Annotated in this window: 11 protein-coding genes; 3 read left to right on the forward strand and 8 right to left on the reverse strand. The window is 62.8% G+C overall.

Annotation, left to right across the window (positions count from 1 at the left end; genetic code table 11):
- Window positions 1-232: 232 nt before the first annotated feature.
- From ade to puuE, 8 genes are all read right to left on the reverse strand, one after another.
- Window positions 233-1,939, reverse strand: coding sequence for an adenine deaminase (gene ade, locus CHR90_RS05330; protein ID WP_094407954.1), 1,707 nt, complete (start codon window positions 1,937-1,939; stop codon window positions 233-235).
- Window positions 1,920-2,747 carry a xanthine dehydrogenase accessory protein XdhC gene (gene xdhC, locus CHR90_RS05335; RefSeq protein ID WP_094407955.1) on the reverse strand — a complete coding sequence of 276 codons (828 nt, stop codon included), beginning with the start codon at window positions 2,745-2,747 and terminating at the stop codon, window positions 1,920-1,922. Before xdhC ends, ade begins: the two co-directional genes overlap by 20 nt.
- Window positions 2,744-5,053, reverse strand: coding sequence for a xanthine dehydrogenase molybdopterin binding subunit (xdhB, locus tag CHR90_RS05340; protein WP_094407956.1), 2,310 nt, complete (start codon window positions 5,051-5,053; stop codon window positions 2,744-2,746). The genes xdhC and xdhB overlap by 4 nt, the downstream gene beginning before the upstream one ends.
- On the reverse strand, window positions 5,050-6,483 hold the full coding sequence (gene xdhA, locus CHR90_RS05345; protein ID WP_094407957.1) for a xanthine dehydrogenase small subunit: 1,434 nt from the start codon (window positions 6,481-6,483) through the stop codon (window positions 5,050-5,052). The genes xdhB and xdhA overlap by 4 nt, the downstream gene beginning before the upstream one ends.
- A 67-nt stretch (window positions 6,484-6,550) precedes the next feature.
- A complete protein-coding gene (locus tag CHR90_RS05350; RefSeq protein WP_094407958.1) occupies window positions 6,551-7,342 on the reverse strand; it encodes an ABC transporter permease in 792 nt (263 codons plus the stop codon).
- A complete protein-coding gene (locus CHR90_RS05355) occupies window positions 7,339-8,148 on the reverse strand; it encodes an ABC transporter ATP-binding protein (RefSeq protein ID WP_094407959.1) in 810 nt (269 codons plus the stop codon). The genes CHR90_RS05350 and CHR90_RS05355 overlap by 4 nt, the downstream gene beginning before the upstream one ends.
- Window positions 8,145-9,170: an ABC transporter substrate-binding protein gene (locus CHR90_RS05360; RefSeq protein ID WP_094407960.1), complete on the reverse strand. Its 1,026-nt coding sequence runs from the start codon at window positions 9,168-9,170 to the stop codon at window positions 8,145-8,147. Before CHR90_RS05360 ends, CHR90_RS05355 begins: the two co-directional genes overlap by 4 nt.
- Window positions 9,171-9,336: 166 nt before the next feature.
- On the reverse strand, window positions 9,337-10,251 hold the full coding sequence (puuE, locus tag CHR90_RS05365; RefSeq protein WP_094407961.1) for an allantoinase PuuE: 915 nt from the start codon (window positions 10,249-10,251) through the stop codon (window positions 9,337-9,339).
- 118 nt (window positions 10,252-10,369) lie between these two features.
- On the opposite strand from puuE, the gene CHR90_RS05370 reads away from it, so the two are divergent.
- From CHR90_RS05370 to CHR90_RS05380, 3 genes are read left to right on the forward strand one after another with little or no spacing between them, the layout of a single operon-like run.
- On the forward strand, window positions 10,370-11,605 hold the full coding sequence (locus CHR90_RS05370) for a M20 family metallo-hydrolase (RefSeq protein WP_094407962.1): 1,236 nt from the start codon (window positions 10,370-10,372) through the stop codon (window positions 11,603-11,605).
- Between the two features lie 20 nt (window positions 11,606-11,625).
- Window positions 11,626-12,807, forward strand: coding sequence for a M20 family metallopeptidase (locus CHR90_RS05375; protein ID WP_094407963.1), 1,182 nt, complete (start codon window positions 11,626-11,628; stop codon window positions 12,805-12,807).
- A gap of 22 nt (window positions 12,808-12,829) precedes the next feature.
- Window positions 12,830-14,041 carry a urate hydroxylase PuuD gene (locus CHR90_RS05380; protein ID WP_094407964.1) on the forward strand — a complete coding sequence of 404 codons (1,212 nt, stop codon included), beginning with the start codon at window positions 12,830-12,832 and terminating at the stop codon, window positions 14,039-14,041.
- Window positions 14,042-14,044 lie beyond the last annotated feature (3 nt).

Genomic DNA, 14,044 nt, shown 5'->3' on the forward strand with positions numbered 1-14,044 from the left:
CACGGCCGCCACCGCCGCGCCCGGAGCCTTGGGAAGGGCAGGATAATCGCGCTCTTGGGGTTAGGGTGGGTTAGCCACCAGCCATCGGCCAGCAGCCGCTTCGGAAACCACAGGGGGATGATGTTTGTGCGTGTCATGCCCCCATTCTGGTGGGGGGCCGTGCAGCCGGTATGGGGTGCCTGTGCAGACCGCAAGGATTTTTGTGCAGAAACCGTGCAGCCGTTCCGGGGGACTAAGCGATCAGCCGGAACCGATCCACATCGACGAGACCGAAATCGGTGATCTTCAGATGCGGGATCACCGGCAGCGGTAGGAAGGCGAGTTGCAGGAATGGCTCCTCCAGCGGGCAACCAAGCGTGCGAACGGCGGCGCGCAGGGTGCGCAACTGCCCGTCAACGCCTTCGAACGGCAACAGGCTCATCAGGCCCGCTACCGGCAAGGGCAGATCCGCCAGAACCGCCCCATCCTTGGCCGCGACAAAGCCGCCCCCGAGGGCGATCACCCGGTTTACGGCGGCGGCCATATCCGCCTCATTGGTGCCGACAACGCAGATATTATGGCTATCATGCCCGACGGAGGAGGCGAGCGCCCCCGCCTGTAAGCCGAACCCCTGAACGAAGCCACGCCCGATATTCTCATTCACCCCGTGGCGGGCCAGCACGGCGATTTTCAGCACGTCCTGACCAATATCCGCCTTTAGCCCATCGGCGCCGAAGGGCAGGCTGGCGGTGCGGAATTCCGTCACGATCTTGCCGGGCAGCACGCCGATCACCGGCTGGGTCGCGGCGGTGGCAGGATGGGCGAAGACCTCGGCATTGACAGGTTTGCGTTTGACCGAGTTGAGGCCGACGATTTCGGGCAAGCGGCGCCCTTCGAAGATCTCCGGCGTTACCACTCGGCCCGCCCGCAGTACTTGGCCGACCGTGCAGCTTTCATAATCATCCAGCAGCACAATATCGGCCCGCCAGCCCGGCGCCAGCAAGCCTCGGTCGCGCAGGCCGAAATGCTGCGCGCTCGACCAACTGGCCGCGCGATAGGCATCGGCAGGATCGGCGCCGAGGCCGATGGCGGTGCGGATCAAATGATCCATATGGCCTTCCTGGCCGATTTCCAGCGGGTTGCGGTCATCGGTACAGAAACCGCAGAAGGGGGCAGTGCGGGCGTTCAGAATGGGGGTTAGCGCCGCAACGTCGCGGCTGACCGACCCGTCGCGAATAAGCACCTGCATGCCCTTCGCCAGCTTTTCCTGCGCTTCTTCGGCGCCGGTCGTCTCGTGGCAATTGCGGATCCCGGCAGCGAGATAGCCGTTTAAATCCTTACCGCGTACCAGCGGCGCATGGCCGTCGATATGCCGCCCGGCGAAGGCGACGAGCTTATCCATCACCTCGCTCTCCTTGGCGAAAAGCCCCGGATAATTCATGAATTCGGCGAGGCCCAGGGTGCGGGGATGATCGCGATACTTCGCGAGGACCGAGGCCCCCAGCGTCGCGCCGGAGGTTTCGAGGCCCGTCGCCGGGACGCAGGACGAGAGCTGGACCCGCAGGTCCATCGCCAAACCTTCGGACGCGTCGAGGAAATACTTCAGCCCGGCTTCCCCCAGCACATTGCTGATTTCATGGGGATCGCAGACCGCCGTTGTCGTGCCGCGCGGCAGTACGCAACGGTCGAATTCCCCCGGCGTGACCAGGGAGGATTCGACATGCACATGGGCGTCGATAAAGCCCGGCACGGCGACCCGATCCGACCCGTCGATTTCGACCGCGCCGGAATAATCCTCCAGCGTTCCGACGATGGTTTCGCCGCAGATAGCAATATCGGTGCGGTGCAGGGTGCCGTGGACGACATCCAGCATCCGCACATTTTTGATCACCAAATCGGCGCGTTCCTGCCCGCGTGCCTGATCGATGCGGTGGCCGAGATCAGCTTTCGTCACGGGCATGGTTTTCCTCCTCCGCCGAATAAACACCGACCGCTGGGACCGGCGCGCCGCCTGCAATCTGTAGCAGTTGTGCCGCTGTCGCGATGGCGATCTCGCGCGGCGCCTTGCCGCCGGTACCGGGCAGGCCGATGGGGCAGACGAGGCGCGTGGCGGCGGCATCGCCAAGGCCGATGGCGGCGAGACGCTTTAAAAACCGCGCCCGTTTTGTTTTCGATCCAATCAAGCCAACATAGGGCAGGTCGGGCCGTGCCAGGGCTGCCGCCGTAAGATCAAGGTCGAGCGCGTGATCGTGGGTCATCACGAGAACGAAACACCCAGCAGCAAGTTTGGCAATCTCTGCGGCGGGACGGTCGGTAACGTGAACGGCGACCGGGGCGGGTAGGGTATCGGGAAACTCCTGCGCGCGCGCGTCGATCCAGTCGATCCGATGTGGCAATGGCCCCAGCACCTCCACCAGCGCCCGCGCCACATGCCCCGCGCCGAAAATCGCGAGGCTGAGAGCGGGGGGCAGGATTGGCTCAAAACTCACGGTCACGCTGCCTCCGCAACATTGCCCGAGGGTTGGCCCCAGCGGCCATTTGCGCGTGACCGGGCGCGCGGCACGGTCAGCAAGCAGGCGGCGGGCGAGGGCTATGGCTTCGAATTCCAAGGTTCCGCCGCCGATGGTACCGAGCACTTGCGCGGCGCTGACCGCCATTTTCGTTCCCGCCTGCCGGGGGGTAGAGCCCTGGGCGTCCAGCAGCGTTACAAGCGTGAAGGGCGTTCCCGCTCGCTCCCAGTCGGCCAGGGCGGCGTAAAACCCCCTCATGCGCTGCCGGAGAGGGTTTGGATGGCTCTCAGCAAGCGTTCCGGCGTTGCGGGCGCATCCAGTGGCACGGGGCCGGGAAGGGCGGCGGTCGCGGCCACAGCGTCGCGCAACGCAAAGAAAACCGCATTGGCCAGCATCAACGGCGGTTCGCCCACCGCTTTGGAGCGGTGGATCGTCTCTTCCCGATTGGCCTCGTCCCACAGGGTAACGGTAAACGCCTCGGGCGTGTCGGAAATCGCCGGGATTTTATAGGTGGAGGGGGCATGGGTGCGCAAACGGCCCGTTGCATCCCACACCAGTTCTTCCATCGTCAGCCAGCCCATACCCTGGATGAAACCGCCTTCGATCTGGCCCTTATCCAGCGCCGGGTTTAGCGAGGCGCCGCAATCGTGCAGAATATCCACCCGCAGCAGCTTATTTTCGCCCGTGAGGCAATCCACCTCCACCTCGGCGACCGCCGCACCATAGGCATAATAGAGAAACGGCCTGCCGGTAAAAGTTTCTTTATCGAAATGAATTTTTGGCGTGGCGTAGAACCCCGTGGACGAGAGCGAAATCCGCGCGAGATAGGCGGCGCGGACAAGATCGGGGAAGGGCAGGCTTTGCCCGCCGCCGCTGACCTGACCGTTGTTAAAGCTGATATCCGCCGCCGTAACGCCGAACTTCTGAGCCGCAAACGCCGCTAAACGGGTGCGGATCTGCAGCGCAGCAGCCTCCGCCGCCTTGCCATTCATATCGGCACCGGAGGAGGCAGCCGTGGCGGAGGTATTAGGGACTTTACCGGTCGTGGTCGCCGTCGCCAGAACCTTATCTATATCGATTCCGAAACAATCGGCGGTAACCTGCCGGATTTTTTGATAGAGGCCCTGACCCATCTCAATCCCGCCGTGGTTCACTTGCACCGAGCCATCGGTGTAAACATGAACCAACGCCCCGGCCTGATTAAGGAAGGTGGTGGTGAAGGAAATCCCGAACTTGACCGGCGTTAGCGCCAATCCGCGCTTGCGGTAAGGGCTGGCGGCATTGAAGCGGTCGATGGCGGCCCGGCGCTCGGCATAGTCGGCGCTTTCTGCCAGCCGGGCGATGAGGCGCGGGGCAATATCGTCATCGACCACCTGCCCGTAGGGGGCGATATCGCGCCCCGGCCCATAGAGATTGACGGCGCGCACCGCCTGCGGGTCTTTCCCCAAAAAGCGGGCGATATCGTCGATCACCGCTTCGATGGCCAGCATGCCCTGCGGCCCGCCGAAGCCGCGAAAGGCGGTGTTAGACACCGTATGGGTTTTCAGCCGCAGCGATTCGACCGATACATGGGGCAGATAATAGCAATTATCGATATGGAACAGCGCCCGGTCGTTGATCGCCCCCGATAAATCAGCGGAATAACCGCAGCGGGAGGCGAGCAGCGCGTCGAGCCCTTCGATCCGCCCATCCTCATCAAACCCAACCGTATAGCGCACCTGAAAATCATGGCGCTTGCCGGTCATCACCATATCATCGTCGCGGTCCAAGCGCAGTTTTACCGGGCGCTTAGTTTTCAGGGCGAAGATTGCGGCCAGGGCGGCGAATTGTGCCGCCTGGGTTTCCTTACCGCCGAACCCGCCGCCGAGGCGCCGTACCTCCACCGTGACCAGCGCATCCGGTAGATGCAGGGCGTGAGCGACAAGATGCTGAACTTCGGACGGGTGCTGCGTCGAACAATAGATCAGCACCCCGCCGTCTTCGGTGGGGATGGCTAGGGAGATCTGGCCTTCCAGGTAAAAGTGATCCTGCCCGCCCATGGTTAAGCTGCCGGTCAGCCGATGGGCGGCTTTGGCGATGGCCCCGGCGGCATCGCCGCGCGCCATGCGTTGCGGCGGCAAAATATGGCTGTTGGCGGCTAAGGCCTCGTCGATGGTCAGGAGCGCGGGCAGCGGATCAATCGTTGCGACATCGAGCCGAGCGGCGCGGCGGGCGGCGTGGAGAGTATCGGCTGCGACGGCAAATAGGGCTTGGCCGTGGAACTCAATCGCCCGATCTACCAGGATTGGATCATCCTTCAGGACCGGGCCGACATTATTCTCACCGGGAATATCAGCGGCGCTCAATACCGCAACAACGCCAGTATAGGCGCGGACCTTGTCGAGGTCGAGACCCGTCAGCGTGCCGTGCGCTACCGGCGATAGGCCGACGGCGGCGTGCAGCAGCCCCGCCGGTTCGGGTAGATCATCAATATAGGGCGCTGTGCCGCGCACATGGCGGCGGGCGGCGTCATGGGGTAGGGCGGCGCCGACCGCCGGGGTGGGGGAGATGGCACCGTCCTTCATTCGCCAACCTCTCCCACCTGAACGCCGGTTTCGCGCAAATAGAAACGCAACAGCAGATTGCGCGCGACGGTCAGGCGGTAGTCGGCGGACGCGCGCATATCGCTAAGCGGGGTGAAATCCCGCCCCAGGGCCTCCATCGCCGCGCGGATCGCTTCAAGGGTAAAGGGTTGGCCGCGTAGCGCCGCTTCAGCCTGCCGCGCCCGGGCAGGCACCCCCGCCATGCCGCCGAACCCGAGGCGGGCTGACGTTACCAGCCCATCGGTAACGGTCAGCCGATAGGCGGCGCAGACGGCTGAAATATCCTGGTCCTGCCGTTTCGAAATCTTATCGGTTCCGAAATAAACGCCGGGTTTCAAATATGGTACGGTAACCGAAACGATAAATTCCCCCGGTTGCCGCGCGGTTTTGCGATACGCCAGGAAATAATCCTCAATCGGCATCTGCCGCTCCGCCGCGCCTTTCCGCAGGGTCAGCGTCGCCCCCAGGGCGATGAGCGCGGGCATCGAATCGCCGATGGGCGAGCCATTGCCGATATTGCCGCCCAAAGTACCGCTATTGCGGATTTGGGTGGAGCCGATGCGCTCGAACAGCCGGGTTAGGTCCGGGTGCAGGGCCGAGAGATGGGGCAAGGCCTCGTCGAAAGTTACGCCCGCGCCAAAGGTGACGGCCGTATCCGTCGCCTCAATCTGCTTCAGCTCGGCAACGGCCCCAACGGAAATAAGATGCGGCAGAACCCGATGCTGTTTGGTCACCCAAAGGCCGATATCTGTAGCGCCAGCCAAGAGCTCGGCTTCGGGGAAGGTCTCGACCAGATCGGCCAAACCATCCAGCGTCACCGGCGCGTCGAAGCGGCGGCCATCGGGCGTGGTGACGGTTAAATCGCCCTGGGGCTGAATGGTTTTCAGCAGGGCGATGGGCGGCTGATGGTCGGGGCGGGGCAGCGCAAACATGGTTTCCGCCGCCGCGATGATTGGGCGATAGCCAGTGCAGCGGCAGAGGTTTCCCGCCAAGGTCGCATCGATCACCGGGCGGCTGGGGGCCGTTTCGCGCTGGTGATATAGAGCATAGAGGCTCATGACGAACCCGGGGGTGCAGAAGCCGCATTGGCTGGCGTGTTCCTGCACCATTGCTTCCTGCACCGGGTGCAGGTTGGTCTCGCTGTCCGACAGGTCTTCGACGGTCACCAACTCCTTACCGTCGAGCATGGGTAGGAATTGGATGCAGGCGTTGACGGCTTTATAGGCCAGGGTTTCGCCGGTCAGCGTACCCACGACAACGGTACACGCGCCGCAATCCCCCTCCGCACAGCCTTCCTTCGTACCGGGGCGCCGGGCGGTGCCGCGCAGCCAGTCCAACACGGTTAGCGTCGGATCGGTGATCACGACCGATTGAAGCTGACCCCCCATCACGAAGCGAACCGTTTGTTCCATCACACCCCTGTTTGCAAGTGGTTCGTTTAAGTTCCGCCGATTTGACCGGTTGGTCAACCGCCGTCTCTTACCCGCCGCCGTGCAGCCCGCCATCGGTGCCGCGCGTCGCCCAATGGGCCAGGCGGCGTTCGGCCAGGGCGGCGACCGCATACATCAGCACCCCCAGCACGGCGATCACCACCAATCCGGCGAAGAGTAACGGCGTGCGGAAGGAGGAGGAGGCGATCAGCATCAAATGCCCGATCCCGTGGTTAGAGGCGACCGTCTCCGAAATCACCGACCCGACGAAGGCCAGCGAAATCGCCACCTTCAGCGAGGCGAAGAAATAGGGCATGGCGCGCGGTAGCCCGACCTTCCACAGAATGTCCCGCCGCCGCGCCCCGAGGGAGCGCAGCACATCCTGCAATTCCGGCTCTAGGGTCGCGATCCCCGCCGCAACATTCACCGCAATGGGGAAGAAGGAGATGAGGAAGGCAGTGATCACCGCCGGGACAGTGCCGATGCCGAACCACATGACGAGGATCGGCACCAGCGCCACCTTGGGGATCGCATTGAACCCGATGAGGAGCGGTCCCAAGGCACGATAGAGCAAGGGCGCTGCCCCGATGGCGACCCCGAGCGCAAGACCGAAGACGATGGCCAGCCCGAAGCCGATCAGCGTCGTCAGTAGGGTTTGCCCGGCATTCAACCAAATGGCGTCTTGATACTGGATCAGCGCCTTCAGCGTTGCGGTCGGCGTCGCCAAAATGGCCTGGGGAATATCAAAGAGCAGACAGACCAATTCCCAGACGACGACCAGGCCGATGGCCGACAGCCAGGGCAGGGCGGCGCGGATATATTTGCGTTGGCGGGCGGTCATGCGGCCCCTCCGCTGAGTGGCACCTGTCGGGCCACGTCGATCTTCGCTCGCACGTCATGCAGTAGCGCGTTGAAATCCGGCGCAAACCTTAGATCAAGCGCGCGCGGACGCGGGAAACTGACGGGGCATTCCGCCGAAATCCGGCCGGGACGGTGCGAGATAACGATGATTCGGTCGGCCAGCATCGCGGCTTCCTGAAGATCATGGGTAACGAGCAGGGTGGTAAACCGCCGCTCCAGCCACAGGGCCTGCAAAGCCTCCCACAGTTCTTCGCGGGTAAAGGTATCGAGCGCGCCAAAAGGCTCATCGAGCATCAGCAGTGCCGGTTCGTGGATCAGCGCCCGGCACAGCGAGACACGCTGCTGCATGCCGCCCGAAAGCTGCCAGGGGTAATGATCCTCGAAGCCGGTCAAGCCGACCGTGCCCAGCAGTTTGCGCGCCTTATTCTCGTAGGTCCGCCGGTCGGCCCGGAAGCGGCGCCGGTGCGGATCCACGACTTCTAGCGGCAGCAAAACATTCTCCAACGCGGTGCGCCAGGGCAGCAAGGTCGGGTTCTGGAAGGCCATGCCGACGATTTTTAGCGGCCCCGTAACCGTCTGCCCAGACACGGTAACGCTGCCACCCGTCGGCGGGCGCAAGCCGGAGATAAGTTTCAACAGGGTCGATTTCCCGCAGCCGGACGGGCCGACCACCGCGAGAAACTCCCCCTGTTTTAGCGTTAAATCAATGTCTTGGAGGGCGAGCACGCCGCCCTCCTCGCCATAGGTTAAACTCGCCTTATCGATGCGGATGAAATCGCTGCTCATAGTTTCCGGTCGGCGGCGGGGGGCAGGAAACCGGCGTCGAAAACCTGCTCCGGCGCAGGTGGCGTTTTCAGCCCGGCGGCCAGCGAGACTTGCGCGATGGCGCGCTTCATCCGCTCCATATCCACCCCGCCAATGCCGTCACGCTTCACGTTCGGCGTTACGATATTATTGGCAATCGCAAGAGCCAACCGTTCAGCTTCCAAACCTTCGTCGATCAGCGGGTCTTTCTTTTTGGTCGCCGTAATGCCCGCTTTCGGGTCGGCGATCATCTCTTTAAGGCCCTTGATGGTGGCGCGGATGAAGCCTTTCACCGCCTCCGGCTTTTCGGCGATGATCTTCGGCGAGGCAATCAGCCCATTGCCGTAGAAATCCATGCCAAAGTCGGAATAGCGCATGGCGACGATATCATCGACCTTCACGCCCTGGGCCTTGAGGTCCAGCACCGACGAGAAATAATGGCCGGAGATGAAATCCACTTCCTTGCGCACCAGCATGGCTTCGCGCAGGGACGGGTCCATATTCTTGCGCGGCACGGCGGCATTATCGATGCCGACTTTCTGCGCAAAGGCCGGGAAGAGCTTGTAGGAGGCATCGAAGACCGGCGCCCCGAGCGTCTTGCCGACCAAATCCTGCGGCTTGGTAATCCCGCTGCTTTTCAGCGCGTAAACGCCGAAGGGCGGGAAGTCGTAGACCATCATGACCGCCTTGATCGCCTTATCGGCATTGGCGGCATTATATTCGATCAAGGCGTTAACGTCGGCAAAGCCCAGTTCGTAAGCGTTGGAGGCAACCCGGTTGACCGCCCCGGCAGAGCCTTGGCCGGAATCGATGGTCACCTCCAGCCCTTCGGCCTTGTAGTACCCCTTGTCGAGCGCGATCAGGAAAAAGCTGGTCGGGCCTTGGTATTTCCAATCGAGCGTAACCTTTACCGCCGTTTGGGCGAAGGCCGGGGCCGATAGCGCCGATCCTAGCAAAGCCGCGACCGTCAGAAGTTTTACGAACCCACGCCGTCCCTGTGCCATGCCTGCGTCTCCTGGTTGTTCGGGGCCATTCCTGCTCGTGACCCCTCACTTCATCATGGCAAAACCCGTTCCACCAGGGGGAAAACGGCGCGGCAAGGGCAGAACCTGCTGTTTCTAACAGCAGCCTGCCCGCCACCGCGCCAAATTTTGACCGTTTGGTCAAAACTTAGGCAGGGTGGGTGGCCATCCAATGGCGCGCAATATCCACCCGCCGCGTCACCCAAACGCCGCTATGCCGGGCGATATGGTCGAGGAACCGCCGCAGCCCGATAACGCGCCCGGGCCGCCCGACCAGACGGCAGTGCAGACCGATCGACATCATCTTCGGCGCACTCGCGCCCTCGGCATAGAGTGCGTCGAACGCATCGCGCAGATAGGCGAAAAACTGGTCGCTGGTATGGAAGCCCTGGGCGGTTGCGAACCGCATATCGTTGGCGTCGAGCGTATAGGGGATGATCAACTGCGGTTTGCCGAATTGCCGGTCCCAGTACGGGAGATCATCGGCATAACTATCTGAGTTATAAAGAAACCCACCTTCTTCAGCGACAAGGCGCCAGGTATTGGGGCTACAGCGCCCGAGATACCAACCTAGGGGCCGTTCGCCGGTCAGGCGGCGGATGGCGTCGATGGAGCGCAGCATATCGGCGCGCTCGACCTCTGCTGGAATATGCTGATAGTCGATCCAGCGATAGCCGTGGCTCGCGACCTCATGCCCCATTCGTACAAATTCCTCGGCCAGGGCCGGATAGCGTTCCAGCGCCATGCCGACCGCATAGACCGTCAGCGGCATATTGAACTCTTGGAACAGCCGTAGCAGTCGCCACACCCCGGCGCGGCTGCCGTATTCATAGATGCTTTCCATATTCATATGACGGGCGTCGGGGATCGGTTGGGCGCCGATGATTTCCGACAAAAAGGCTTCCGACGCTTTATCGCCGTGCAACACGCAATTCTCGCCGCCTTCCTCGTAATTCAGCACGAAGCTGACGGCGATTTTGGCGCCGTTCGGCCATTGGGCGTGCGGCGGCTCGGCGCCGTAGCCGATCATATCGCGCGGGTAGGGGGCGGCTTCAAAGCTCATGGCAACGATCCTGCATAGTTGGCGGTGCTGACGCTGAAACCGTGCGACGCAATTGTCGCGCCGGAATTTCCGTGTCAGCGTGATAGGCGCAACAGACGGTATCGGGTGGGCGGAACGAATGACAAGGGGCGGGCTTGCCGCAAAGGTCCAGGAGACGCGGCTATGGTCGCGGCTGATGGCGCTTGCGGCCATCGGCGGCACGGCGAAAGGCGGCGTCTGCCGTTTGGCGCTGACGGCGGAGGATGGGGCGGCCCGCGTGCGGCTGGCCAATTGGGCGACCGCGCGCGGCTTTACCGTTTCGGAAGATGCCATCGGGAATATCTATGTTCGACGGAAGGGGACGGACCCGACCCTTCCCCCGGTGATGACCGGCAGTCACCTCGATACTCAGCCAACCGGCGGTAAGTTCGATGGTGTGTATGGTGTACTTGCCGGGTTCGAAGTCTTGGAAGCGCTGGAGGACGCCGGGGTGCAAACCCGCCGGGCCATCGAAGTCGTGGGCTGGATGAACGAGGAAGGGGCGCGCTTCCAGCCCGGCTGCATGGGGTCTGGCGTTTTTGCTGGGGCGATGCCGCTGGAGGCGATGCGGGCCGTTGCCGATAAAACGGGCGCAACCGTTGGCGCCAGTATCGATGCGCTGCCGACGGTTGGCGTGTCCCGCGACTTCGGCTTTCCCGTCCATGCCTATGTCGAAGCGCATATCGAACAGGGGCCGCGCTTGGAGGCGGCGGGCGATACCATCGGTATCGTCACCGGCATTCAGGGCGCGCGCTGGTTCGCGGTCGAGATTACCGGCTCGGAAGCCCATGCAGGCACGACGCCGCGCGCCCAGCGGAAAGACGCGCTGATGGCGGCACTCGACGGGATCCAGGCCCTGCGCGCCGTGATGACCGACCCCGACGATCAGGTGCGCTTTACGGTCGGGCGAATGGAGGTTGGCCCCGGGTCACCGAATACGGTGCCGGGCCGGGTGTTTTTCACCATCGATTTTCGCCACCCGGACGCCGCGACCGTGCAGCGCTTGGGCGATTTGGTGGCACCAACCCTGCGCGCTGCCGCTGGTCCATGCGGGATTGCGATCACCGAAACCTTCACCGGCCCGCCGGTTGCCTTCGATCCCTTAGTAATTGAGGCGGTTACCGACGCGACCAAAGCGCTCGGCTACAAGCATCACGCCTTACCGTCCGGCGCCAATCACGACGCGAAATTCCTCGCCCGCGTTTGCCCGACCGGCATGATCTTCATTCCCTGCCTCGGTGGCGTCAGCCATAACGAGGCCGAATCGGCGACGCCGGAAGATTGCACCGCAGGCGCGCGCGTGCTCGCCGAAACCCTGCTGGCCCTGGCCCAATAATTCCAACGACTGAGAGAAACATGAGCTTCAATCCTGCCGCCGTTCGCCCCGATCTCGTGCAGATTCTGACCGATCTGATCGCCCGCCCCAGCCCGTTCCCCTCCGGCGACTGTACGGCGATCAACGCCTATACCGCCGACCGGCTGAAGCGGGCGGGCTATCAGGTGGAAATCCTCGCCCGCTCGGCAGAGACGGAGGCCAAGGGCTACACCAATGTCGTCGCCAAGCTCGGCGGCGGCAGCGGCCCGCGCCTGGTGTTCAATGCCCACGCTGATACGGTCGCGGTGGGTGAGCGCAGCATGTGGCACACCGATCCCTTCACCGCTGTCGAGAAGGACGGGTTAATCTACGGCCTCGGCGCGGGGAACGGTAAGGGCAATATGGCAGTGCAAATCTGGCTGGCGGAAGAAATCGCCCGGCGCGGTGGGCCGACCCAGGGCGAGGTCGCCTTTACCTTCGTCTCCGACGAGGAAAACCTTGGCCCGGATGGCATGTTCTACCTGCGCGAAATTGGCGCGATTAAGCCGGATGTTCTGGTGTTGGGCGCCCAGACCGAAAACCAGCTTATCACCGCCGAACGCGGCGTGATGTGGGTGCGGATCGAAACCACCGGCAAGGCGGCCCATGCGGGCAATCCGGCGGCGGGCGATAATGCCATCATGCGGATGCTGCGCGTTCTCAGTCAGCTCGATGCGACGCTCGCGCCGCGCTTGGCCGCGCGCACCGATGGACCGATGCAATCGACCAACAATATCGGCATGATCCGGGGCGGCCATAACACCAATGTTGTCCCGAACTTCTGCTGGGTCGAACTCGACCGCCGCGTGCTGCCGACCGAAAAAGTGCCGGATGCTTATGCCGAAATGAAAGCCATCGTCGATGCGCTGCCGGAACCCGAAGGCACTGTCCGCATCGAGCTGTTGCGCGGCACCAACGGCTTCCGTGCCCCGGAAGGCGGCCAGGGGGTTGGCGCTTTCCAGCGTGCGATCCAGGGCGTTACCGGCAAGCCCGCGCAGTTCCTCAATGCGACCGGCGTCTCCGACGGGCGTTATTTTGCCGATGATGGCATCGAAATCATCAACTTTGGTCCCGGCGCGGGCGCCCAAGGCCATGCCGCCAATGAAAGCGTGCCGATCGATCAAATGCTAACCGCCGCCGAAATCCAACTGGCGATGGTTCAGGATTTGCTGGGCGTAAAATAAGAAAGCCAGGACGGAGAGACGGATGGCGCTGGAAGCCTATATGCTCGATTGGGCGCAAATGCTGGTGCGTTGGCTGCATTTGATTACGGGCATCGCTTGGATCGGCTCGTCCTTCTATTTCGTCTGGCTGGATAACCATCTGGAAGTGCCGCCGAAAGACCCGAACCCGCGCGTTTATGGGGAGATTTGGTCGGTTCACGGCGGCGGCTTCTACCATAACCGCAAGTTTTTGCAGGGGCCGGGCTGGATTCCCGAAAAGCTGCATTGGTTCAAATACGAAGCCTATTTTACCTGGATGAGCGGGATGGGCCTGCTGGCGCTGCTCTATTGGGCCGGGGCTTCGACCTTCATGGTCGATCCCGCCGTCCTGCCGCTCGAACCTTGGCAGGCGGTTGCCATCGGCTTCGGGGTTCTCGTGGGCGGTTGGCTGCTCTACGAAGGCCTTTGCCGAACGGAGTTGGTGAAAAGCGGGATGGATTTTGCCGTCATCGGCTTTGCGCTGTTGGCACTGATTACCTTCGGCTTAACCCAGGTTTTTGGCGGGCGGGCCGCCTTTATCCATATCGGCGCGATGATCGGCACCTGCATGGTGGGGAATGTCTTCTTCACGATCATCCCCGGTCAGAAAAAGATGGTGGCGGCGATTGCGGAGGGGCGGGAGCCGGACCCGATCTGGGGCCAGCGCGGTAAGCAGCGCTCCGTCCACAATAATTATCTAACGCTGCCCGTGCTGTTCATTATGATCAGCAACCATTACCCGATGACCTATTCGGGTAAATGGAACTGGGCGGTGTTGCTGGTCATCACGCTGGCAGCCATGCTGATCCGGCATTTCTTCAATCTGAAGCATAAGGGCGTGATCAAACCGGCCTTGCCGCTGGCGGGGGCCGCCTTATTCGCGCTATTGGCGGTCTTCCTCTATCCCCGTCCGCAAGCGGCCAGCGGCCCGGCGATTGTTATTCCGCCGGAGAAAGTGACCTTCGCCAATGTGCAGGATGTGATTAACAACCGCTGTGTGTCCTGCCACGCCGCCACCCCGTCGCGCGGGAATTTCGTGACGGCCCCGGCGGGGATCAAGCTGGAAGACCCTGCCGATATCAAGCGCTGGGCCGGGCGTATCCACGAGCAGGCGGTGGTGCGGCGGGCGATGCCGCAGGGGAATGTCACCGGAATCACCGAGGAAGAACGGGCCTTGTTGGGTGCCTGGTACGCGGCGGGGGCACCGGGGAAATAGGCG

Origin of the sequence: Elstera cyanobacteriorum, from assembly GCF_002251735.1 — a bacterium.
In the GTDB taxonomy this organism is placed as follows: Bacteria; Pseudomonadota; Alphaproteobacteria; order Elsterales; family Elsteraceae; genus Elstera; species Elstera cyanobacteriorum.

Coding starts and splice junctions, on each gene's coding strand:
- ade (WP_094407954.1), bottom strand. CDS start 1,939: ATGCCCGTGACGAAAGCTGATCTCGGCCACCGCATCGATCAGGCACGC.
- xdhC (WP_094407955.1), bottom strand. CDS start 2,747: ATGAGGGGGTTTTACGCCGCCCTGGCCGACTGGGAGCGAGCGGGAACG.
- xdhB (WP_094407956.1), bottom strand. CDS start 5,053: ATGAAGGACGGTGCCATCTCCCCCACCCCGGCGGTCGGCGCCGCCCTA.
- xdhA (WP_094407957.1), bottom strand. CDS start 6,483: ATGGAACAAACGGTTCGCTTCGTGATGGGGGGTCAGCTTCAATCGGTC.
- CHR90_RS05350 (WP_094407958.1), bottom strand. CDS start 7,342: ATGACCGCCCGCCAACGCAAATATATCCGCGCCGCCCTGCCCTGGCTG.
- CHR90_RS05355 (WP_094407959.1), bottom strand. CDS start 8,148: ATGAGCAGCGATTTCATCCGCATCGATAAGGCGAGTTTAACCTATGGC.
- CHR90_RS05360 (WP_094407960.1), bottom strand. CDS start 9,170: ATGGCACAGGGACGGCGTGGGTTCGTAAAACTTCTGACGGTCGCGGCT.
- puuE (WP_094407961.1), bottom strand. CDS start 10,251: ATGAGCTTTGAAGCCGCCCCCTACCCGCGCGATATGATCGGCTACGGC.
- CHR90_RS05370 (WP_094407962.1), top strand. CDS start 10,370: ATGACAAGGGGCGGGCTTGCCGCAAAGGTCCAGGAGACGCGGCTATGG.
- CHR90_RS05375 (WP_094407963.1), top strand. CDS start 11,626: ATGAGCTTCAATCCTGCCGCCGTTCGCCCCGATCTCGTGCAGATTCTG.
- CHR90_RS05380 (WP_094407964.1), top strand. CDS start 12,830: ATGGCGCTGGAAGCCTATATGCTCGATTGGGCGCAAATGCTGGTGCGT.